The 21,734-nt window shown below is 39.9% G+C and carries 17 protein-coding genes; 12 read left to right on the top strand and 5 right to left on the bottom strand.

Annotated features, from left to right (window positions below):
* Positions 1 to 45: 45 nt before the first annotated feature.
* Both MTF66_RS11480 and MTF66_RS11475 read right to left on the bottom strand, forming a co-directional pair.
* The gene (locus tag MTF66_RS11480; protein WP_138621111.1) at positions 46 to 1,779 is read right to left on the bottom strand and encodes an AMP-binding protein; all 1,734 of its coding nucleotides are present in this window, start codon (positions 1,777 to 1,779) and stop codon (positions 46 to 48) included.
* A 169-nt stretch (positions 1,780 to 1,948) separates the two neighbouring features.
* On the bottom strand, positions 1,949 to 2,395 hold the full coding sequence (locus MTF66_RS11475; protein WP_010389888.1) for a DUF3010 family protein: 447 nt from the start codon (positions 2,393 to 2,395) through the stop codon (positions 1,949 to 1,951).
* 374 nt (positions 2,396 to 2,769) lie between these two features.
* On the opposite strand from MTF66_RS11475, the gene thrS reads away from it, so the two are divergent.
* The 10 genes from thrS to MTF66_RS11425 all read left to right on the top strand — a co-directional run bounded on the left by thrS (position 2,770) and on the right by MTF66_RS11425 (position 13,184).
* Positions 2,770 to 4,680: a threonine--tRNA ligase gene (gene thrS / locus MTF66_RS11470; RefSeq protein WP_008466944.1), complete on the top strand. Its 1,911-nt coding sequence runs from the start codon at positions 2,770 to 2,772 to the stop codon at positions 4,678 to 4,680.
* 59 nt (positions 4,681 to 4,739) lie between these two features.
* Entirely contained in the window at positions 4,740 to 5,300 is a 561-nt protein-coding gene (gene infC, locus MTF66_RS11465) for a translation initiation factor IF-3 (protein ID WP_008466946.1), read from the top strand.
* A gap of 212 nt (positions 5,301 to 5,512) precedes the next feature.
* Positions 5,513 to 5,713, top strand: coding sequence for a 50S ribosomal protein L35 (gene rpmI, locus MTF66_RS11460; protein WP_004587840.1), 201 nt, complete (start codon positions 5,513 to 5,515; stop codon positions 5,711 to 5,713).
* A 15-nt stretch (positions 5,714 to 5,728) separates the two neighbouring features.
* Entirely contained in the window at positions 5,729 to 6,091 is a 363-nt protein-coding gene (rplT, locus tag MTF66_RS11455) for a 50S ribosomal protein L20 (RefSeq protein ID WP_008110477.1), read from the top strand.
* A 317-nt stretch (positions 6,092 to 6,408) separates the two neighbouring features.
* Positions 6,409 to 8,226 carry a M14 family metallopeptidase gene (locus MTF66_RS11450; protein ID WP_248527282.1) on the top strand — a complete coding sequence of 606 codons (1,818 nt, stop codon included), beginning with the start codon at positions 6,409 to 6,411 and terminating at the stop codon, positions 8,224 to 8,226.
* A gap of 1 nt (position 8,227) precedes the next feature.
* Positions 8,228 to 8,869: an MBL fold metallo-hydrolase gene (locus tag MTF66_RS11445; RefSeq protein WP_248527281.1), complete on the top strand. Its 642-nt coding sequence runs from the start codon at positions 8,228 to 8,230 to the stop codon at positions 8,867 to 8,869.
* Between the two features lie 84 nt (positions 8,870 to 8,953).
* A complete protein-coding gene (locus tag MTF66_RS11440; RefSeq protein WP_008110469.1) occupies positions 8,954 to 9,412 on the top strand; it encodes an Lrp/AsnC family transcriptional regulator in 459 nt (152 codons plus the stop codon).
* A gap of 116 nt (positions 9,413 to 9,528) precedes the next feature.
* On the top strand, positions 9,529 to 11,085 hold the full coding sequence (locus tag MTF66_RS11435; RefSeq protein ID WP_055011907.1) for a SulP family inorganic anion transporter: 1,557 nt from the start codon (positions 9,529 to 9,531) through the stop codon (positions 11,083 to 11,085).
* A gap of 204 nt (positions 11,086 to 11,289) precedes the next feature.
* Positions 11,290 to 12,363, top strand: coding sequence for a sensor histidine kinase (locus tag MTF66_RS11430; protein WP_248527280.1), 1,074 nt, complete (start codon positions 11,290 to 11,292; stop codon positions 12,361 to 12,363).
* On the top strand, positions 12,360 to 13,184 hold the full coding sequence (locus MTF66_RS11425; protein ID WP_010389898.1) for a LytTR family DNA-binding domain-containing protein: 825 nt from the start codon (positions 12,360 to 12,362) through the stop codon (positions 13,182 to 13,184). Before MTF66_RS11430 ends, MTF66_RS11425 begins: the two co-directional genes overlap by 4 nt.
* Before the next feature lie 58 nt (positions 13,185 to 13,242).
* Here MTF66_RS11425 and pyk read toward each other — a convergent pair whose 3' ends face one another.
* Complete coding sequence (gene pyk / locus MTF66_RS11420) at positions 13,243 to 14,679, bottom strand: pyruvate kinase (protein WP_248527279.1); 1,437 nt, start codon at positions 14,677 to 14,679, stop codon at positions 13,243 to 13,245.
* 375 nt (positions 14,680 to 15,054) lie between these two features.
* Between pyk and gndA the strand changes: the two genes are divergently transcribed.
* A complete protein-coding gene (gene gndA, locus MTF66_RS11415) occupies positions 15,055 to 16,428 on the top strand; it encodes an NADP-dependent phosphogluconate dehydrogenase (RefSeq protein ID WP_010389900.1) in 1,374 nt (457 codons plus the stop codon).
* Positions 16,429 to 16,494: 66 nt separating this feature from the next.
* On the opposite strand, the gene ansA is transcribed toward gndA, so the two are convergent.
* On the bottom strand, positions 16,495 to 17,505 hold the full coding sequence (gene ansA / locus MTF66_RS11410) for an asparaginase (protein ID WP_054200863.1): 1,011 nt from the start codon (positions 17,503 to 17,505) through the stop codon (positions 16,495 to 16,497).
* 70 nt (positions 17,506 to 17,575) lie between these two features.
* On the bottom strand, positions 17,576 to 19,441 hold the full coding sequence (sppA, locus tag MTF66_RS11405; RefSeq protein ID WP_248527278.1) for a signal peptide peptidase SppA: 1,866 nt from the start codon (positions 19,439 to 19,441) through the stop codon (positions 17,576 to 17,578).
* A gap of 297 nt (positions 19,442 to 19,738) precedes the next feature.
* Here sppA and MTF66_RS11400 point away from each other — a divergent pair, with 297 nt between their 5' ends.
* Entirely contained in the window at positions 19,739 to 21,700 is a 1,962-nt protein-coding gene (locus MTF66_RS11400; protein WP_248527277.1) for an FAD-dependent oxidoreductase, read from the top strand.
* Positions 21,701 to 21,734: the final 34 nt, after the last annotated feature.

The following is a 21,734-nucleotide window of genomic DNA, read 5'->3' as shown; positions in this document are numbered from 1 at the left end:
GACAATGCAAAGCACTAAGCTGATAGTGCTTTGCATTTAACCAGCTTATGAAAATGCAGATTCGGCGAGCTCTTCTTGCATTTGTTCGCGCATTTTAAATTTTTGCAATTTTCCGGTTACCGTCATCGGGTAATGTTCAACAAAGCGAATATATTTAGGCTGTTTAAAGTAGGCGAGTTTGTCTTTTAAAAATAATCGAATTGCTTGCTCATCAAGCACTTCACCTTCTTTAGGCTGGATCCAGGCACAGACTTCTTCGCCAAACTTTTCATCGGTAATACCAAAAATTGCCGCATCTTGTATCCCTGGGTAGGTGTATAAAACTTCCTCAATCTCGCGGGGATATATATTTTCTCCGCCGCGAATAATCATGTCTTTAATTCTGCCAACAATACTGACAAAGCCTTCACTGTCCATTACCCCTAAATCGCCAGAATGTAGCCAACCTTGATTATCGATAGTAGCTTTGGTTTTTTCTTCATCGTTCCAATAGCAACGCATAATACCAGCTCCACGGCTACAGACTTCACCTGGTTGGCCTATTTTTTGAACTTCACCCACCTCATCAATAATCTTTACTTCAGTGTGCGCAAGCGCTCGTCCTACAGTGGTGACTTGACGCTCAATTGATGAGTCGGTTTCAGTGATATTGTTGATTGGGCTACACTCTGTTTGTCCATAGGCTATAACGACTTGGTTCATATTCATTAGTGTTTGTACTTTACGCATAACTTGTTCGGGGCAGGTTGAGCCTGCCATAACGCCGGTTCGTAATGTAGTTAAATCATAATCACTAAAGTTATTAAGCTCTAATTCGCTTATAAACATGGTAGGCACGCCATGAAGAGCGGTGCATTTTTCTTGTTGTACCACCTCTAATGTGGTTTTTGGATCGAAAGAATCACTTGGATAAATAGCTGCAGCGCCTTTACTTACGCACAATAAGCTGCCTAAAACCATGCCAAAGCAATGATAAAGCGGTACAGGGATACACAGCTTATCATGTTCAGTAAAATGCATTGCTTGGGCAACAAGCAGTGCATTATTAAGAATGTTTTTATGCGTTAGCGTAGCCCCTTTAGGGTTTCCTGTGGTGCCAGAGGTAAACTGAATATTAATGTCTTGATTACAGTTTAGGGTTTTAGCCACCGCTTGAAGTTCTAACTGGTGGGCATCTGAGGGCATGGCGAGTACTTCATTAAACGAAAACATACCATTTACTGGCTCATCACCTATACAAATTACATTTTTTAATGAAGGGAGTTTAGCGGCTTTTAATTCCCCTTTTTGGCAACTATTTAGCTCTGGGGCTAAACTTTGTAGCATATTAACGTAGTGACTGCCCTTAAATGAGGTAGCAGTAATAAGCGTGGAACATTCAACACTATTAAGCGCATATTGCAGTTCACTGGGGCGGTAAGCTGGGTTAATACACACCATGATTGCGCCGATTTTGGCCGTGGCAAATTGAGTTAAGCACCATTGTATATTGTTGGGTGACCAAATACCGACCCTGTCACCTGATTTAACCCCTAATGCCAACAACCCCATAGCAAGCTGATCAATCTGCTGCTGAAACTCCTTATAGTTTAAGCGAATATTTTGGTGAGCAACAACAACTGCCAATGCCTCTGGGTTATTGTCGACAATTGAATCAAGGTATTCTCCAATAGTTTGCTCTATTAGCGGTGTGCTTTGAATCCCCTTAAAATAACTATTTGATAGCGGTATAGTGTTTATTTGTTCTACTTCTTTATGCACTGTTTGTGTCGCTTTCATGACATTCTCCATGTTTTTATCTATCCAAGGCTTGTTGATTAAATAAACATGAATTGTCGACAAAGGGAAGAGGGTTAGACTAATGTCTTACACTTTTATTTGAAAATTTAGACATAAAAAAACGCGTAATATTGAGCTATTACGCGTTTTTACAAGGATGCAATTGGTATTACATTTCGTCGCTGCGGTAGGTTTTTTTCATGATATAAACGTAAGCATTAACGAATGCATTTTCTTGATATTTTTTAAGACCAGTGTCTTCGAACGCGATAGGGATTGGGTTGCGTTTTACTTGCTCTTTTATTTCAGTAGTTGAAAACACGCGAACATCGAGGTTGTCGATTAATTGAATAGCCGTTTCCATTTTGAACCCTTTAGCGCTACCTGCAAATTTACCTTTAGGCTGGCGTTCGCGAATGGCAACAGAATCAATTTGGTAATCTTGCATCAGCTTTGCAAAATCAAATTGAAATTTACGCATTATTTCAGTGTCGTTACCGTTACCTAAGGTAAAGCGTGTTTGGCGCACGTCACGAATATCAAAAACGTCGTTATCTTTACTTAAAATACAAAGTAGTACATCGCTACCGGTAATTTCTACACCACATGTTCTCATTGTTAATCTCTACTATAACTTAATTACCGGTTATTATACGCAACACGCATTAAAATGCGAGTTTAAGCACTTTGTGTGCTGCTTTAATATAGTGCTTTACGTTAATTTGATGCGGCGTGACTGAAGAAAAGTTATTAATTGCACATTTATGTTAAAAATGCGTGGTTTTTAGTAGCTTAAAACTTGTAATTAACGCTGCAGCACGCGACAATATCTTTTTTGTAGTTGAGCAGACTCAGCATCTACATTAGCCTTTGACGGCGAAAAATAGTCAATGCTTATTCGTAAAAGCGTTGTCGAGTCATTCTCATTTAATTAATTAAAAAATACACGTGATACATTGTAGGTGTCACCACTGTATGTAAGGATTTATAATGCCAGTTATTACTCTCCCTGACGGTAGTCAGCGTAGTTTTGAAAACCCTGTAAGCACGCTTGATGTTGCAAACGATATCGGCCCTGGTCTTGCTAAAGCAACCATTGCTGGTCGTGTGAATGGCGAACGCGTGGATGCATGTGATTTAATTTCAGCCGACTCTCGTCTTGAAATTATTACAGCAAAAGATGACGATGGTTTAGAAATTATTCGCCATTCTTGTGCCCACCTAATTGGTCATGCAGTTAAGCAACTTTTCCCAGACGCTAAAATGGCGATTGGTCCTACTATCGATAACGGTTTTTACTATGATATTGATATGGAACATTCGTTATCTCAAGATGATCTTGATGCTATTGAAAAGCGTATGTTACAGCTTGCAAAAACAAACTACGATGTAGTGAAAAAAACCGTTAGCTGGCAAGAAGCACGCGATACGTTTGCGGCGCGTGGCGAAACATACAAAATAGAAATTCTTGACGAAAATATTGCTCAAGATGATCGCCCAGGTTTATACCACCACGAAGAATACGTAGATATGTGTCGTGGACCACATGTTCCTAACATGAAATTCTGTCAAAACTTCAAAATTATGAAGGTAGCAGGTGCATACTGGCGTGGTGATTCTGAAAATAAAATGCTGCAGCGTATTTACGGCACAGCGTGGGGCGATAAAAAGCAACTTAAAGCGTACTTAAAGCGTTTAGAAGAAGCTGAAAAACGTGATCACCGTCGTATTGGTAAAGCACTTGATTTATGGCACTGGCAAGAAGAAGCGCCAGGCATGGTATTTTGGCACAACGATGGTTGGAGCATTTACCGTGAATTAGAAGAATTTGTGCGTGAAAAATTACGTGAGTACCAATACGAAGAAGTAAAAGGTCCAATGATGATGGACCGTTCGTTATGGGAAAAATCAGGTCACTGGGAAAAATATTCAGAAGCCATGTTTACCACGGAGTCTGAAAAGCGTGAATACGCAATCAAGCCAATGAACTGTCCAGGTCACGTACAAATATTTAACCAAGGTTTAAAATCATACCGTGATTTACCATTGCGTATGGCTGAGTTTGGTTGTTGTCACCGTAACGAGCCATCAGGCGCACTTCACGGTTTAATGCGTGTGCGTGGCTTTACCCAAGATGATGCACATGTATTCTGTACTGAAGAGCAAATCATGGATGAAGTATCGGCCTGTATTAAAATGGTTTACGATACGTATGAAACATTCGGCTTTGAAAAAATTGTAGTTAAACTTTCAACTCGTCCAGAGCAACGTATTGGCGAAGATGAAATGTGGGACAAAGCTGAGCTTGCACTTGCTGATGCACTTAAGGCAAATGACATTGAATTTGATTACCTACCAGGTGAAGGGGCGTTTTATGGTCCTAAAATTGAATTTACTTTGTACGATTGCTTAGACAGAGCGTGGCAGTGTGGTACAGTGCAACTAGACTTTGCATTACCTGGTCGTTTAGGCGCAACATATGTGGCTGAAAATAACGAACGACGTACACCTGTTATGATACACCGCGCTATATTAGGGTCTATTGAGCGCTTCATCGGTATTTTAACAGAAGAGTATGCTGGTTTATTCCCAACGTGGCTTGCGCCTAAGCAAGTGGTGATTATGAATATCACCGATAAACAAGCACCGTATGTTCAGGAAATTGTACAAAAATTAAATAAACTTGGAATTAGAGCCGCTGCTGACTTGAGAAATGAGAAGATTGGCTTTAAAATCCGTGAGCATACACTTAAGCGTATTCCTTACTTATTGGTTGTTGGCGACAAAGAAGTTGAGCAACAAGAAGTAGCAGTACGAACTCGCACAGGTGAAGACCTAGGCAAATTTAATGTCGATGATTTTGTAGCTAAAATCAGTGAAGAAATCAAAAATCGACAGTAAAAATCGAGCGTGTAGGGCAAGCAAAAATAGCCAGCTACACGCTTATATTATTGATATTCTTGGAGGAACGTACTATTAGAGGCGGCAAGAAAGGGCAACAAACAGCTCAAAAAAATCGTATTAACGAAGAAATTACAGCGCAAGAAGTTCGTTTAATCGACATCGACGGCGAACAAGCTGGAATTCAGTCATTAAAAGACGCGCAAGCTATGGCTGATGCAGCGGGTGTTGATCTTGTAGAGATCAGTCCAAATGCTGAGCCGCCTGTTTGTAAGGTTATGGATTACGGTAAGTTCATCTTTGAAAAAAGCAAAGAACTAAAAGAGCAGAAGAAGAAGCAAAAGCAGATCCAGATTAAAGAAATCAAATTCCGTCCAGGTACGGATGAAGGTGATTATCAGGTTAAGCTACGCAACTTACGCAAGTTCTTAGAAGCTGGCGATAAAGCTAAGATAACTATCCGCTTCCGTGGTCGTGAAATGGCTCACCAAGAAATTGGTATCGAATTATTAAACCGTATTAAAACCGATTTAGAAGAATTAGCAGTTGTTGAATCTTTCCCAAATCGTGTTGAAGGCCGTCAAATGGTTATGATGATGGCGCCGGTTGCTAAAAAGTAATAATTAGGCGATAATACGCACCGAATTTAGCTCAGGTTTGCAAGTGATATGAAAATGTCCACCTGAGTTAACCGGTTTTAAAGTAAAATTGCGGTATTTATATCGGGTTTTCACCGGAACATAGCAGTAAGTTAGGCCTTTAAAGTGGAGCTATAGCAATATATCTCACGCCTTCTTACTAATTTTAAAGCAATACAATTGGAGTTATTGCAATGGCTTACAAGCTAAAAAGTCACAGAGGCGCAGCTAAGCGTTTCAAAAAGACTGCTTCTGGCGGTTTCAAGCGTAAACAAGCGCATCTTCGTCACATTCTGACTAAGAAAACTTCTAAGCGTAAGTTACACCTACGTCCTAAGATGATGGTTCATAAAAATGACCATGGTCTAGTTTCACGTATGTTACCATTCGCTTAATAGGGGTTTTTAGAAATGGCAAGAGTTAAACGCGGCGTTGTCGCACGTGCACGTCACAAAAAAGTTTTAAAACAAGCGAAAGGTTACTACGGAGCACGTTCACGTGTTTACCGCGTAGCTTTCCAGGCTGTTACTAAAGCGGGTCAATACGCTTACCGTGACCGCCGTGCTAAGAAACGTACTTTCCGTCAATTATGGATTGCACGTATCAATGCTGCTTCACGTCAAAATGGTCTGTCTTACAGCCGTTTTATCAATGGTCTTAAAAAGACATCTGTAGAAATCGATCGTAAGATCCTTGCAGATATCGCTGTTTACGACCAAGTTGCATTCGCAGCGCTTGTAGCAAAAGCAAAAGAAGGCCTAGCGGCAGCTTAAGTTTTTGTATAAGTATTGAAAAGGAGCCTATGGCTCCTTTTTTTGTGCCTGCTATTTACTGTTTTAGCTATATCATACCTTTTAGTGCCGTGTATCCATTTAACTTAAATTAGCTAAACCAGAATTTTAGGCATGTTCATTGTTGCTCTTAAGGTTGATATTAATTATGTTTTTATCAGCACTTGACTAGGACTTGAGCAAATAATCAAAAGAAACTGCAATTGGCTGCATTTTTTTGTTGAACTACCGCAGTTTTGGCATCTAAAAAGCTTTAATTGCTATAATTTTTTTAATTAATGCGTTTGCTAGAGAAGTATATGTTTATAAGTTTATTGGTTTTATCTGCAAGTATGGCGAATAACAGTTATTTACCGCCATTATTACCATGGGAAGGTGCGAGCACATCGCTATTGCAGCAACAGGGACCTTTAACCACAGACTTTGAAATTTCTGCGGGTGTCTCGTCTCCTAATTATGCTGATACCATGGCCTTTGTTGATAGGTTGGTAGCGGCGAATCCCACTCAATTTAAATCAAAAACGATTGGCTATAGTAATAGTAAACGTGCAATAAAAATGTTGATTGCCAGCGAACAAGGCTTTTTTGATGCTGGGCAAATGGCTAACAGCACTAAACCAACTGTGCTAATTCAAGCCGGAATTCACGCTGGTGAGATTGATGGTAAAGATGCAATGTTTATGTTGCTAAGAGATATTGCCACGGGTAAACGTCGCGATATATTAAAAAAGGTAAACATTCTATTTATCCCCATTCTTAATGTTGATGGGCATGAACGCAGTAGCGCATTTAATCGAATTAATCAGCGTGGTCCGATAAAAATGGGTTTTAGAACAAACGCCAATAACCTTAATTTAAATCGTGATTTCACTAAATTAGATACCCCAGAGGTTAAAAGCGTACTTGCAGTCATTAACGATTATAATCCGAATTTATATATAGACGTGCATGTGACTGATGGGGCCGATTACCAATATGATGTCACCTACGGCTATAACCCAGTATTTGCTAGCGAGTCGCCCGCTATTTCGGATGCACTCAACCGTTACTTTAAACCTGTTATTGATCAAACCTTAACTGATCAAGGACATATCCCTGGCCCTTTAGTGTTTGTTATGGATAAACAAGAATTTAAATCAGGTTTAGCGGGTTGGGTGGCGACGCCTCGTTTTTCTAATGGCTGGGGTGATTTAAGATCATTGCCAACTATTTTAGTCGAAAACCATTCTTTAAAACCCTATAAGCAACGCGTGCTAGGGACTTATGTGTTTATAGATGGTGCTATTGAAGCGTTAGCAACCCATAAAGATAAACTTGCAAATGCGGTAAAAAAAGAACAGCAATTTGTTCCTAAGCAATTAATTGTTAAACGTGGCTACGCTGAGCAAGCTGATTATATTAATTTTAAAGGCATTGCTTATTCTAAAAGCATGAATGCTTTGTCAAATCAGCAAGAAGTAAGTTATTTAGGTAAAAAGCAAGATTATGACAAGCTGCCTGTTTTTTGGCAAAAAGAAGTACAGCACACAGTCGAAGTCCCAAAATCGTTTTTTATTCCGCCAGTGTATACCGATATTATCGAAAAGCTTGCTTTACATGGAGTATCAATTAATAAACTCAGTGGCGCCAATACTCAGCCGTTAAAAATGGCAAAAGTGGCGCAATATAGCTTTGATAAAGCACCATTTGAAGGGCGATTTAGAGTGTCGGCACGTTTTAAATATGAACCGGCAACGAATGTCGATTTAGATGGTTGGTTTGAAGTCAGTACCCAACAAAAAGCAGGCGAGTTAGCTGTGCATTTATTGCATCCAGAAGCACCTGACTCTTTTTTTGCATGGGGTGAATTTAATACGATTTTTCAGCGAACAGAGTATATGGAAAATTACGCATTGCTCCCATTCGCTGAGAAAATGCTCAGCGATGATCCGAAATTAGCAGAGGCATTTAATAAAAAACTGAAGCTAGATAAAGCATTTGCTACAGATCCTGAGGCGCGCTTAAATTGGCTCTATGAACATAGCCCGTTTTACGATCAAGCTTATTTAAAATACCCAATTTTAATGTCATATGAACAAGATATAGTTATTCCAGCGCAAAAAAATAAAGAAATATAAGATGAAAATAATCACAATTCCCGTTACGCAGTTTATGCAAAATTGCCGAATTATAGTATGCGAACAAACCCAGCAAGCTGTGGTGGTAGATCCCGGTGGTGATGTTGACAAAATTAATGCAACACTAACACAGCATAACTTGAGCTTGTCAGCCATCTGGTTGACTCATGGACACTTAGACCATGTGGGTGGTGCTCATAGTTTACGTGAGCAATACAATATAAAGATTATTGGCCCACATAAGGATGAGCGCTTTTGGTTTGATAACTTACCAATGCAAGCCACAATGTTTGGATTTAAACCTATCAGTGCTTTTTACCCAGATGAATGGCTAGTACATGATGATACCGTACAAGTTGGTCAGCTTGCATTTAAAGTACTGCATTGCCCAGGGCACACCCCAGGACACGTTGTATTTTATCAAGATACGCAAAGCACCGTTATTGTGGGTGATGTTATATTTAAAGGCTCAGTCGGTCGTACTGATTTTCCAAAAGGAGACAGTAAGCAGCTTATTAGCTCAATACAGGCCCATATAATGACGTTGCCACTGAGTACCGCAATTTTAAGTGGCCATGGTGAAGATACCGATGTCGCCAATGAGAAGGCAACCAATCCGTTTGTAAGTGGTCAATTTGGTTGATGTGTTTAATTGTTAAAAATATGCAGACTGCTTTTTAAAAAGGCTGTATAATTTAACCAATTTATTAGATAAATAAGAAATAAAATGTCTCTAAATCACGTAGATCGCCAAATATTGGCACTTTTACAACAAGATGCAAGTTTATCAACCGCTGAAATTGCAGATAAAGTAGGCCTATCTCAGTCTCCTTGTTGGCGTCGTATTGCTAAATTAGAACAAGATGGCTACATCAAAAGTAAAGTCGCATTGCTTGATGAAAAAAAGCTGGGCTTTGATATGTTGGTTTACGCCCATGTACGTTTATCAAACCATGGTAAAAAGAATCTAGCCGAGTTTGAAAAACTGATACTTAGCTATGATGAAGTGACTGAATGTTACACTATGGCGGGTACTATGGACTTTATGTTGCGTATTATTTCTCAAGGCATAGAAGGTTATGAGCACTTTGTACGCGATAACCTACTTAGCTTAGAGTACGTCCAAGAGGTTCATTCTAACGTGACCATGACCTGTGTAAAACGTAGTACAGCCTTACCACTGTAAAATAAAAATAAGCCGATAATAAACAAATCGGCTGCATTAACTATAATTGTGAAATGAGCGCTAATTTGATAGAATTCAGCGCTTTTTTTGTCAGCTAAATAAAACTGAGGAACTCAATGTTTAACTTACTCAGTAGGGCGCCAAGCTCTGCTAAAAACGATATTCTCTCTGGATTGACCGTGGCACTTGCCTTGATCCCAGAAGCTGTTGCATTTGCCTTTGTTGCAAATGTAGAACCCCTTGTTGGTTTATATGCCGCATTTATTGTTGGCTTAATTACGGCTATTTTTGGTGGTCGTCCAGGTATGATTTCGGGTGCAACCGGTGCGCTTGCGGTTGTAATGGTAAGTTTAGTACTGGATCACGGAGTGGAATATCTATTTGCCACTGTGTTGCTGATGGGGCTATTACAAATATTGGCTGGGGTATTTAAGCTCGGTAAGTTTATACGTATGGTTCCACATCCGGTGATGCTCGGTTTTGTAAATGGCTTAGCGATAGTTATATTTTTAGCACAGCTCGGGCAGTTTAAAGTACCTGATGGTGCTGGCGGTCAAGAATGGATGACGGGCAGTGCAATGTACATTATGCTCGGTTTAGTGGCGCTAACTATGGCTATTATTCACTTTTTGCCAAAATTAACGACCGCAGTCCCTTCGTCACTGGTTGCCATTGTGACGGTAACTGGCTTAGTTATTGGCCTTGACTTAGAAGCGCGTACAGTACTTGATTTCTTAAAAGGTATGACAGGTAATGAAGCTGCAACGATTGCCGGTGGTTTACCGCAGTTTCATATTCCTATGGTGCCTTTTAATTTAGAAACACTACAAATTATCTTCCCATATGCGCTTATTCTTGCAGCAATTGGCTTAATTGAATCGCTGTTAACGCTAAGCTTGATTGACGAAATTACAGAAACACGTGGCCATTCTAACAAAGAATGTATTGGCCAAGGTGCGGCAAACGTTACATGTGGTTTCTTTGGTGCAATGGGTGGCTGTGCCATGATTGGCCAATCTATGATTAACATTAATTCAGGTGGCCGTTCGCGTTTATCTGGTATTAGTGCTGCGCTGATGTTACTTGCGTTTATTATCTTTGCCTCAAGCTTAATTGAAATGATCCCACTAGCGGCATTAGTTGGTGTTATGTTTATGGTGGTACTGGGTACATTTGAATGGGCAAGTTTTAAAATGATGAAACGCGTGCCTTTATCTGACGCATTTGTAATTGTTTTAGTATCGGGTGTGACGGTTATCACTGACTTAGCCATTGCAGTGTGTGTGGGTGTTATTGTGTCTGCATTAGTATTTGCTTGGCAGCATGCTAAACATATTTACACAACGAACTATATTGATAAAGAAGGTTCAAAAGTGTACGAGTTACACGGGCCTTTATTCTTTGGCTCAGTTAAAAACTTTGCTGATTTATTTGATGTAAAGAACGACCCTAAAGACGTTATTGTTGAGTTTAAATACAGCCGTGTTGCGGATCACAGTGCGATAGAAGCAATTGATAGCCTAGCTGATAAGTACAATAAAGCGGGTAAAAAGTTGCATTTACGTCACTTAAGTCAGGACTGTACTGAACTACTTCATAAAGCGCGTGACTTAGTGGAAGTAAACGTAATTGAAGATCCGACTTATAAAGTTGCTTCAGACAAACTTGCTTAATAAATAAAAAGTAAACATTGAGAAGCGAAAGGTACATACCTTTCGCTTTTTTTATGCATATAGCTCAATTGAATCGCTTAACCGAATAGCATCAGCCAACGTTATCGTTTGCGATAGGGCTATTAAAAAGTAAGACAGTTGGTAGTGCTATACACGTTGATAAATCGATATAATAATAACAAATTTATAAGGTAATAATTAATTTTGAATTGGCAGTCTTTAATTGATAACAGACAACGCTTTTTCTGGCTTTTGCAAATCGCTGGCTGGATAGGGTATGCGTTAGTTAATTACATTGGATCTAAAGTATTCGAAATGCGTGATATTTACGTATTCGTTATTTTACTTAATGCCTATGCGGGCTGTTTAATGACTGTCCCTTTGCGTTATATATATCGCAAAATTTGGAATGCCTCGCCTTGGGTCTTAATCATTGTTGTATTTGGTGCTTCGTATGTAACTGGTACGCTCTGGGCGGTGGTACAAAAGTTTAACTTGTGGGAAATTTATCGACACGGCTATCGCCCTGAAGAATGGTTCTATTATTTACAACAAGGGCTAGATTCCGTTTATATTATTTTGTGTTGGAGTGGTTTGTACTTTGGGGTTAAGTATTACCAGTTATTGCAAAGTGAACGCCAAAAAGCGCTAAAAGCAACTACAATGGCGCACGAAGCGCAGTTAAAAATGCTCAGGTATCAGTTAAACCCTCACTTTTTATTTAACACCCTCAATGCTATTTCCACTTTAATTTTGGTAAAAGAAAACAAAGATGCTAATTTAATGGTATCTAAGCTTAGTGACTTTTTGCGTTATACACTCAATACTGATCCAATTAAAAAAGTGCCACTAGAGCAAGAGTTACATGCATTAATGCTGTATTTAGAGATTGAACGTGTGCGCTTTGATGAACGGTTACAGGTTAATGTTGATGTGAGTGAGCAAGCCCAACAAGCATTGGTACCTAGCTTAATATTACAACCGATCATTGAAAATGCCATTAAGTACGCCATTGCTCACATGGCAGAAGGTGGCGTTATTGATATAAAAGCACAAGTATTTGCTAATGAATTATTACTTGAAGTGGGCGATAATGGCCCTGGCACTGAAATTGTAAATGGCCAGTTAGTTAATGCAAAAGGCGTGGGTGTAGCAAACACCCAAGACAGATTAAAAACGCTCTACGAAAATAATTACTCGTTTGTATTATCACATAATACGCCAAGTGGATTGAAAGTTAATCTGCGAGTTCCGTTTGAGAAGGCTGTGAAGAAATGACAAGAATAAAAACGCTGATTGTTGATGATGAACCATTAGCACGTAAAGGCTTAGCCGTTAGGCTTGAAGAGTTTTCTGATATTGAAGTGATCAAACTATGTAGCTCAGGATTTGATGCGATCGAAAGTTGCAAAAACGAAAAAATTGACCTCGTTTTTTTAGATATTCAAATGCCAGGCATGAATGGCTTTGAGGTAGCGCGTGCATTGAGTGAAAGTAGTAAAGACTTGCCTGCCATTGTATTTGTGACTGCGTTTGACCACTTTGCTGTTAAAGCATTTGAAATTCATGCTTTAGATTACATTTTAAAACCCGTTGATGATAACAGATTAAAACAGGCGGTAGAAAAAGTGCATACCTATTTAAAAACTCAGCAGGATAACGCCCATAAGAAAAAATTAGCCAGTTTTGTAGCTGGGATAACGGGTAATAACTGCGAAGAAATTTTAAAGAAATTAGCCACAGGTGATACCTTAACTGATCGGCGCTACCCTGAGTCACTAGCAGTAAAAGAGCAGGGCGAAATTGTTAGAGTGCCCGTTGCCACGATACAGTGGGTAGATGCCGCAGGTGATTATATGTGTTTGCATTGCCAAGACGGGCAAACGCATATATTACGTAAAACCATGAAAGAGCTTGAACAAGAATTAGATCCAAATCTATTTGTTCGTGTGCATCGCAGCGCAATTGTTAACACCAAACAAATTAGCAAGCTGGTAACTCAGGTTAGTGGTGAATATTTATTAGTGTTAGATAACGGACAAGAGCTTAAAGTAAGTAGAAGTTACCGTGATAAAGTAAAAGCAGCATTAGCTAGCTAACTTTAATAAATAGCATAAAAAAACGCGAGCAATTAGCTCGCGTTTTTTATTGTGACTTTTACGACACTGTCACTATCTTCATTGTATTGGTTGCACCAATTGTTTCCATTGCATCACCATGAGTGATAATCACGGTGTCGCCTGTTTGCAGTGAACCTGCAGCCACTAACGTGTTTAATGCATCTTTAACCATATTATCTTTTACACATTTGGTAGAGTCAAAAAACACCGGGTAAACACCACGATATAGTGCTGTTTGCCCTAATGTGCTCGGATGACGTGAAAGTGAGTAAATGGGTAAACCAGAGCTAATACGCGACATAAGTTTTGCTGTACTACCTGATTCTGTTAGGGTGATAATCGCTTTCACAGAGTCTAAGTGATTAGCTGCATACATTGCAGAGAGTGCAATTGACTCCGCATTAGAAGAGAAGCGGCTATCTAAACGATGCTTAGAAACATGGGTTTCTTTTTGCGACTCAGCACCTAAACAAACACGTGCCATTGTGGCAACCGTTTCTTCTGGGTAATCACCAGCGGCTGTTTCCGCTGAAAGCATGACCGCATCGGTGCCATCAAGCACTGCGTTGGCAACATCCATAACCTCTGCACGAGTTGGCATTGGGTTATCGATCATCGATTCCATCATTTGCGTGGCTGTTACAACAGTACGATTAAGCGAGCGTGCGCGACGAATAATGAGTTTTTGTTTGCCCATTAAAGCTGCGTCACCAATCTCAACACCTAAATCACCACGAGCAACCATCACAGCGTCAGACGCTAAAATAATATCATCTACTGCTTCTTGCGTTTCTACTGCTTCAGCACGTTCAATTTTAGCCAAAAGCTGAGCATTAGAGCCTGCAGCTTCTGCAAGTGAACGTACATAACGCATATCATCGCCACTACGCGGGAATGAAACGGCAATATAGTCAACATTAATTTCAGCCGCAGTTATTAAGTCTTCTTTGTCTTTATCGGTAAACGCGGGCGCAGTTAAACCACCACCTAAACGATTAATCCCTTTATTGTTCGAGAGCACCCCACCCACAGTAACCACAGTGTGCACTAAATGACCTTCAACATGTTCTACAGTAAGCTGAATTAAGCCATCGTTTAAAAGGAGTAAATCACCAGGAGCTACATCTTGTGGTAGCTCTTTATAATCGATACCAACGGCGTTAATATCGCCTTCACCTTTTTCCATTTTTGCATCAAGGATGAATTTTGCACCGACCGCTAAAGTTACTTTACCTTCTTTAAAGGTTGAAACACGGATTTTAGGACCTTGTAGGTCAGCAAGAATTGCAACGTGCTTACCCAGTTTAGCGGCTATATCTCTAACAGCTTGTGCACGGTCTTTATGATCTTGTGCAACACCGTGTGAGAAGTTTAATCGAACGACATTAGCGCCTGCGCGAATAATTTTTTCTAAGTTATTATCTCTGTCTGTTGCAGGTCCAAGTGTCGCGACTATTTTTGTACGTCTTAACATTAAATTCTCCTGTGCGCTTATTTTAAGCAAGTTGACGGTTATTTTGTTTTAGTGACTACTTAATAAATCTTCAAAGAAGATTTCAGGTTAAATAGTAATTTTTAGTTTTATGCAATTTTTATAACATTGCGACTATTATATACAAAATGAATATGTCATCATTATGACACCGGTGTCACAGGGCGTCAATGATCTAAAAATTTAAATAGCAGCGCTATTTCTTCCCCTGTGAGGGCGGTTGTTTGATATAATTGCAGTGTTTATTTTAACTGTAATAAATGCATGTAGCTTTGCTCATGGTTAAGGCCTGAGTATAATGCACGCGGTATTATTTTAATTTACTAACCAAATAGTTGTTACCGAGGAGGGCACTAAATGCAAGTTGCATTAGTAGGGTTAGGCGTTATGGGGAAAAATCTTGCCCTGAACTTGATTGAAAAAGGGATAACGCTGGTCGCTTATGACAAAAACCCAAATGCGGGTGAAGAGTTATTAAGCTGTGCTAAGTCACAAGGCATGGCTGACAAACTTCACATTGTCTCTGATCTAGGGGATATGGTTAGGCGTTTAGAAACACCGCGTTCTATTTTATTACTTGTACCTGCGGGTGAGTTGGTTGATGCGGTTTGCAATGAGCTGATTGAAGCGGGTGTTCAATGTAGTGATATTATTGTTGACTGCGGTAACAGTAATTACAAAGACGGAATTAATCGCAAGCTAAAATACCAAGACAAGTTTGAGTTTGCCACCATGGGTATTTCAGGTGGTGCTGAGGGTGCACGTCATGGTCCGGCTATGATGGCAAGTGGTTCTGAAGGTGGCTGGGAGCGTGTCGAGCCATGGTTTACAAAAGTTGCTGCAAGCTACAAAGGCGAGTCGTGTTTTGCTCGCGTTGGTCAATCAGCCAGCGGTCATTTTGTAAAAATGGTTCACAATGGAATTGAATACGCACTGATGCAACTTATTGCTGAAGTGTATCAGTTACTTCGTCATGGAACTAAGCGCTCGCCAAAAGAAATTGCTGAGATATTTAATGAATGGTCACAAGGCCAGTTAAATAGCTATTTATTGTCAATTTCTAGCCATATTTTGTCACTTGAAAATTCGCAAAATGTGCCCCTTGTTGACTTAATTGATAACAAAGTAGGCGCAAAAGGTACTGGTTTATGGACAGCTCAAAATGCACTTGAATTGGGTATTGCGGTACCGTCATTAGTAGCCGCTGTTCAAGCACGCCATTTAACTAATGCATGCAATACCACTGCTGCACAAGAGATGACGTATAGCGCGCAAAATACCACGCAAGTTGATATTGATTTAGATGAATTGAAAGATGCATTTACTCTTGCAAGTTTACTAGCGTATCGTCAAGGACTTGCATTAATTAAAGGTGCTTCACGTACCCATCAGTGGAAAGTTGATTTAGCCAAAACACTACAAACCTGGCGTGCAGGGTGTATTATTCGTGCAGATTACTTAGACAGTGTAGCGCAAGGTGTTGAGTTTATTGATACTCTTGAAAAAGAGTCGCTCGCAATGCGTAAAGTAACGGGCCAAGCGGTCATGACGGGTCTGGCATTCCCTGTGCTAAGTGCAACACAAACCTACTTAGCAACGTTAACAACACCAAGTAATGGGCATTTAGTACAAGCCCAGCGTGATTACTTTGGTGAGCATGGCATTAAGACCCACAGTGGTGAAACGTGTCATTTAACTGACTTAGTTGATATTGACGCAAAAGTTCGTTAATAAAATCTAAGTAAATAAAAAGGACGCTAAATAGCGTCCTTTTTTGTTATTCGTTTTGCTGAACACCTAACGAGTTAACTCACCCCGCAAATTATCTTGCATTAAATGGCGAATCGTTTCGACCTCTAAGTTTTGACTAAAAAGATAATGCAGTTTAGTTAAACAGGCTTCTAAGGTCATATCAAAACCACTGATCACGCCTATATTGAGTAGCGCATTTCCTGTGGCATACCCGCCCATATTCACTTGCCCTTTTAGGCATTGAGTGAGGTTTGTGATAATAACGCCGCGCTTACTCGCTTCATCAAGTATATCCAAAAACTCAGGGTCTTGCGGTGCATTACCCACACCAAAGCTCAGCAGTACCAATGCTTTAATGTTGCCATTAACTAAGCTTTTAACCACTTCTTTGCTGATCCCAGGGTATAAATACAATACACCAATGGCTTGAGGAGTGATCTGCGCAACTTGTAATTCATTTTCTACATACGGACTTAACTGACCTTTGATCAGTTGAATATTAATGCCAGACAGCGCTAATGGCTCTAGGTTAGGGGAGGCGAATGCATCAAATCCATCGGCATGCGCTTTGGTTGCTCGGTTGCCTCTAAATAATTGATTATTAAAAAACAAACTGACTTCCGCTATCGGGTAGTTAGCTGCTAAATACATGGCATTAAGTAGGTTAACTTGACCATCAGAGCGCAATTGAGAGAGCGGAATTTGTGAGCCGGTCACGATAATAGGCTTTGTTAAGTTTTCAAACATAAACGATAAAGCCGATGCCGTATAGGCCATGGTATCTGTACCATGCAGCACTACAAAGCCGTCGTAATCTTGGTACTTACTTTTTATGTCATCAGCAATAAGTTGCCAGTGAGCAGGAGACATATCTGAAGAGTCAATCAGTGGGCAGTATTCATGAATATCGAATAATGGCATTTCTTCACGATTAAATTCTGCGTTATTAACCACAGTTTCGGTTAAAAAACCTTCGGCAGGAATATAGCCGCGGATTGATTTTTTCATTCCTATAGTACCGCCAGTATAAGCGATGTAAATGCGTTTACGTTTCATAAAAAAAGCCCAGTAAAAAAACTGGGCTTAGTATAACGCTAAGTGCTAATCAATACAGCCTGTTAGGGCATTATTGTGAAACTGTACATTCTAAACAGCGCGCGTAAACACCTTGTGGATCGTTATAATCTTTCAGGTTTTCTACTTCGCTGCTTAATTGCTTAATCACGCTTTGCAGGTTAGCTTGACTAGCTAGTACTGCTGATTTTTGTGTTTCAAGTCCAAGCACTGATTTAACCGCGGCGCTACCAAAAATATCTTGGAGCATTTGTTCTTGAGGGCTAAGTGATTGTTTAATTGTTTTAACTTCATAGAAGTTAAGTTTAGCAAGCTCTGCAGCCGCTTTGATAGCGTCTTGCTTGTTACCCAGCTTGTCAACTAAACCAAGCTCTTGAGCTTGCGATGCAATCCAAACGCGGCCTTGGGCAATTTTATCAACTTGCTCAGGGGTCATATTACGCGCATCGGCAACCACATTTAAAAAACGTTCATAAGCTTCTTCAACACTCATTTGAATTACTTGTGCCATTTTTTCATTTAGTGGACGAGTTATTGAAAAACCGGCCATTTCTGTAGTCGCTACACCATCAGAGTAAACACCGATTTTAGCTAAGGTATCTTCAAAGGTCATAAAGGTACCAAATACACCGATTGAGCCGGTAATCGTACTAGGTGCTGCCCAAATCTCATTTGCCGCTGATGCAATCCAATAACCACCTGATGCAGCTACTGAGCTCATTGAAGCAATGACTGGTTTACCTGCGGCCTTAAGCGCCAATACTTCAGCACGAATAACTTCAGAGGCAAACATGCTGCCACCGCCAGAATCAATACGTAACACGACTGCTTTTACTTTATCGTCAAGGCGTGCCTTGCGTAATAGTGCAGCTGTTGAATCACCGCCAATCTCACCGGCACGACGCTCACCGTCTACGATAGTACCTTTAGCTACAACCACAGCGACTTTTTCTGTCATTGGGTTATCAAACTCAATTGGCGGCTTAACTAAGCTTAAGTATTCACCAAAAGACACTTGTTTAAATGTTTTACCATCTTCCTCAGCGCCAACTAGATCAATTAATTGTTGACGAATTTGTTGATTAGTTTTGAGAGAATCAACCCATTTATTATCCAGCGCGTATTTACCCGCATCACCATTGGCAGCCTGCATTTTGGCTAAATAAGTATCCATTGTTTCATCAAAATTTGATTCGTTAAATGGACGCACCGCACTTACATCTTGCTTATATTCGTTCCATAAAGCACCTAACCATACGCGGTTTGCTTCTTTAGCTGCTTCTGACATATTGTTTCTGATAAACGGCTCAACGGCAGATTTGAAGGTACCTACACGAAATATATGCTGAGTGACTTCTAATTTTTCTAATGCATCTTTGAAGTAAAGCGGGTACATACCGTAGCCTTCAATAAGCACACTACCATAAGGGTGCATCGCAATTTCGTCTGCATGCGCGGCAATGTAATATTGCGCTTGGGTATAGTAATAGCCTGAGGCAATTACTTTTTTTCCAGTTGCTTTAAATGTATCAAGTGCTTTTGTAATTTGCTTAAGCTTATTTAAGTGCGCTTTTGGCATTTCTTGTAAATCAAGCAAAATTGCGCTGATACGAGAGTCTTGTGACGCCTCATTGATTACTTCAATGACATCATCAAGCAGTATTTCAGTAGGCGTATCAGCGCTTGCTGTTGCATCATTAATGGCCGCTTCTATAGGGTCTACGTAGGTTTTTTCTTCCACAATAGGACCGTTTAGGTTGAGCCTGAGGACAGAACCCTCTTCGACAATGATTTTATCGCCGTCACTTGATACTGAGACAATGAAAATGATAACCAAAAATAAAAATAATAAATTTAGTACTAAACGACGCGAGAAGTTAATCCCTGTCCATATACCTTTAAATACCTTCGCTATCAAAATAGCTCCTTAAATTCGTACAGCTAAAACGTTATTGCCATAGTAGCTTAGAATATAAATTAATTTAACTGCTAAATCGTAACGAAACATTTATAAATTCAATTACACTTATGATTATACGAATGTTTATGTCACTTTTAGCCGTATTTTACAATTAACAGTTATACATAAAACAAGATTATTTAGGGTGTTTCAAATTAAAAAGTTTAAGTTTAAGCTGCTCGTATATTGCTTATTCTGCGTCATTAAAGCAGAATTGAACAAACACACAGGTTAGACCAGTTATTGGGGCACAGGATGTTAGAACAAAAACTAGAACTAAAACACACACAACTACGCAACCGTTTAGTAATGGGATCAATGCATACCGGCCTTGAAGAAGGTTGGCACAATCGCAAACGCCTTCGTGCCTTTTATGAAGCACGTGCCAAAGGTGGCACTGCGATGCTTATTACCGGAGGCTACAGCCCTAACTTACGCGGTAAGTTAACGCCTATTTCTTCATCATTTAATAGTTATTACGATGTATTTAAGCATCGTGCATATACGCAAGCTGTTCATCAACATGGTGGTAAAATATGTTTGCAATTATTACATGCTGGGCGTTATGCGTATCACCCTTTTAATCAGGCACCAAGTGCTATAAAAGCTCCGATTAATCCATATAAACCAAAGGAAATGTCTTTAAGTTCAATTAAGAAAACGATTAAAGATTTTGCTCACTCGGCTTATTTGGCTGAAAAGGCTGGTTACGATGGCGTGGAAGTAATGGGCTCAGAAGGTTATTTGATTAATGAGTTTATGGCACCGCATACTAATAAACGAAACGACGAATTTGGCGGCAGCCTTGAAAACAGAATGCGTTTAGCCGTTGAAATTGTAAAAGCAGTAAGAGCAAAAGTATCGGATAAATTTTTAATTATTTTTAGACTCTCCGTTATAGATTTAATCCCTAATGGTTCAACCCCTGATGAAGTAACTCAACAAGCGGTTGCACTTGAAAAAGCGGGTGTTGATATTTTTAATACCGGAATTGGTTGGCATGAAGCGCGCGTACCCACAATTGCGAGTATGGTGCCACCGGGTGCATTTAAAGAAGCGTCAAAGCGTTTAAAAGATGTTATTAGCGTGCCTGTTATTGCGGTAAACCGCATTAATACCCCAGAGATTGCTAATGATATTTTAAATGCTGGCGAAGCTGATTTAATTTCTATGGCGCGTCCATTATTAGCTGATCCTGAATTTTTTAATAAATACGCGGCTAAGCAATCTGAGCATATTAATATTTGTATTGGTTGTAATCAGGGTTGTTTAGATCATGTATTTAAAGGTAAGCGCGCTACCTGTTTAGTAAATCCACAAGCAGGTTTTGAGCTTGATTACCCGTTAGAAAAAGCAGAGAAAGCTAAAAATGTATTAGTGGTTGGCGCAGGGCCTGCAGGTTTATCGTCTAGCTGTTACTTAGCGCAAAAAGGGCACAATGTAACCTTGATTGACCAAAAGCAACATATGGGTGGGCAATTCAATTTAGCTATGCAAATACCTGGTAAAGAAGACTTCAATCATACATTAGCTTATTTTAGTAATGAACTTAAGCGTCTAAATGTAACCATTGAATTAGGTAAAGCATTTAGTGACAGTATGCTAGCTGAGTTTGATGATGTGGTATTTGCAACTGGTGTAAGACCACGTGAAGCTACGATTAAATGCAGCGATGATAAGCGTGTATTTGCTTACGATGAAGTTATACGCGGTGAAGTAGAGCTGGGTAATTCTATTGCTATATTAGGCGCAGGCGGTATTGGTTTTGATATGGTGGCATTTTTAAGTGAACACAAATCACAAAGCATCAGCGACTTTAAAACCCAATGGGGCATAGAGTGTGAACCTCAGCCGCATAAAGATGAACGTCAACTCTATATGCTAAAACGCAGTGCAGGGCGCTTTGGTGGTGACTTAGGTAAAACTACTGGTTGGATCCATCGTCAAGTTGCCAAACAACATGGTGTTAAACAAATTGCAGATTGCCAATACCATAGTTTTGATAAAAACGGCCTAACCATTAGTGTTGCTGGTGAAACTCAAGTACTGCCAGTCGATACGGTTATTGCCTGTATTGGTCAAGTGTCTAACGACGAGTTATTTAAGACACAAGCAGAGGACGCCAAAGTACATGTTATTGGTGGCGCTAAACTCGCTGCTGCTATTGATGCTAAACGCGCAATATTCGAAGCGTTACAAGTAGCAAGGCAAATTTAATCTTTAAGGGCGAAATAATTTAGCTCTGTGCGCG

It is taken from the genome of Pseudoalteromonas sp. 2CM39R (genome assembly GCF_023161845.1).
This window is presented reverse-complemented; position numbering and strand designations above follow the sequence as displayed.

What these genes read in the sequence shown, in the direction of transcription:
- MTF66_RS11480 (WP_138621111.1), bottom strand. Translation starts at nt 1,779, where the DNA reads ATGAAAGCGACACAAACAGTGCATAAAGAAGTAGAACAAATAAACACT.
- MTF66_RS11475 (WP_010389888.1), bottom strand. Translation starts at nt 2,395, where the DNA reads ATGAGAACATGTGGTGTAGAAATTACCGGTAGCGATGTACTACTTTGT.
- thrS (WP_008466944.1), top strand. Translation starts at nt 2,770, where the DNA reads ATGCCAGTTATTACTCTCCCTGACGGTAGTCAGCGTAGTTTTGAAAAC.
- rpmI (WP_004587840.1), top strand. Translation starts at nt 5,513, where the DNA reads ATGGCTTACAAGCTAAAAAGTCACAGAGGCGCAGCTAAGCGTTTCAAA.
- rplT (WP_008110477.1), top strand. Translation starts at nt 5,729, where the DNA reads ATGGCAAGAGTTAAACGCGGCGTTGTCGCACGTGCACGTCACAAAAAA.
- MTF66_RS11450 (WP_248527282.1), top strand. Translation starts at nt 6,409, where the DNA reads ATGTTTATAAGTTTATTGGTTTTATCTGCAAGTATGGCGAATAACAGT.
- MTF66_RS11445 (WP_248527281.1), top strand. Translation starts at nt 8,228, where the DNA reads ATGAAAATAATCACAATTCCCGTTACGCAGTTTATGCAAAATTGCCGA.
- MTF66_RS11440 (WP_008110469.1), top strand. Translation starts at nt 8,954, where the DNA reads ATGTCTCTAAATCACGTAGATCGCCAAATATTGGCACTTTTACAACAA.
- MTF66_RS11435 (WP_055011907.1), top strand. Translation starts at nt 9,529, where the DNA reads ATGTTTAACTTACTCAGTAGGGCGCCAAGCTCTGCTAAAAACGATATT.
- MTF66_RS11425 (WP_010389898.1), top strand. Translation starts at nt 12,360, where the DNA reads ATGACAAGAATAAAAACGCTGATTGTTGATGATGAACCATTAGCACGT.
- pyk (WP_248527279.1), bottom strand. Translation starts at nt 14,679, where the DNA reads ATGTTAAGACGTACAAAAATAGTCGCGACACTTGGACCTGCAACAGAC.
- gndA (WP_010389900.1), top strand. Translation starts at nt 15,055, where the DNA reads ATGCAAGTTGCATTAGTAGGGTTAGGCGTTATGGGGAAAAATCTTGCC.
- ansA (WP_054200863.1), bottom strand. Translation starts at nt 17,505, where the DNA reads ATGAAACGTAAACGCATTTACATCGCTTATACTGGCGGTACTATAGGA.
- MTF66_RS11400 (WP_248527277.1), top strand. Translation starts at nt 19,739, where the DNA reads ATGTTAGAACAAAAACTAGAACTAAAACACACACAACTACGCAACCGT.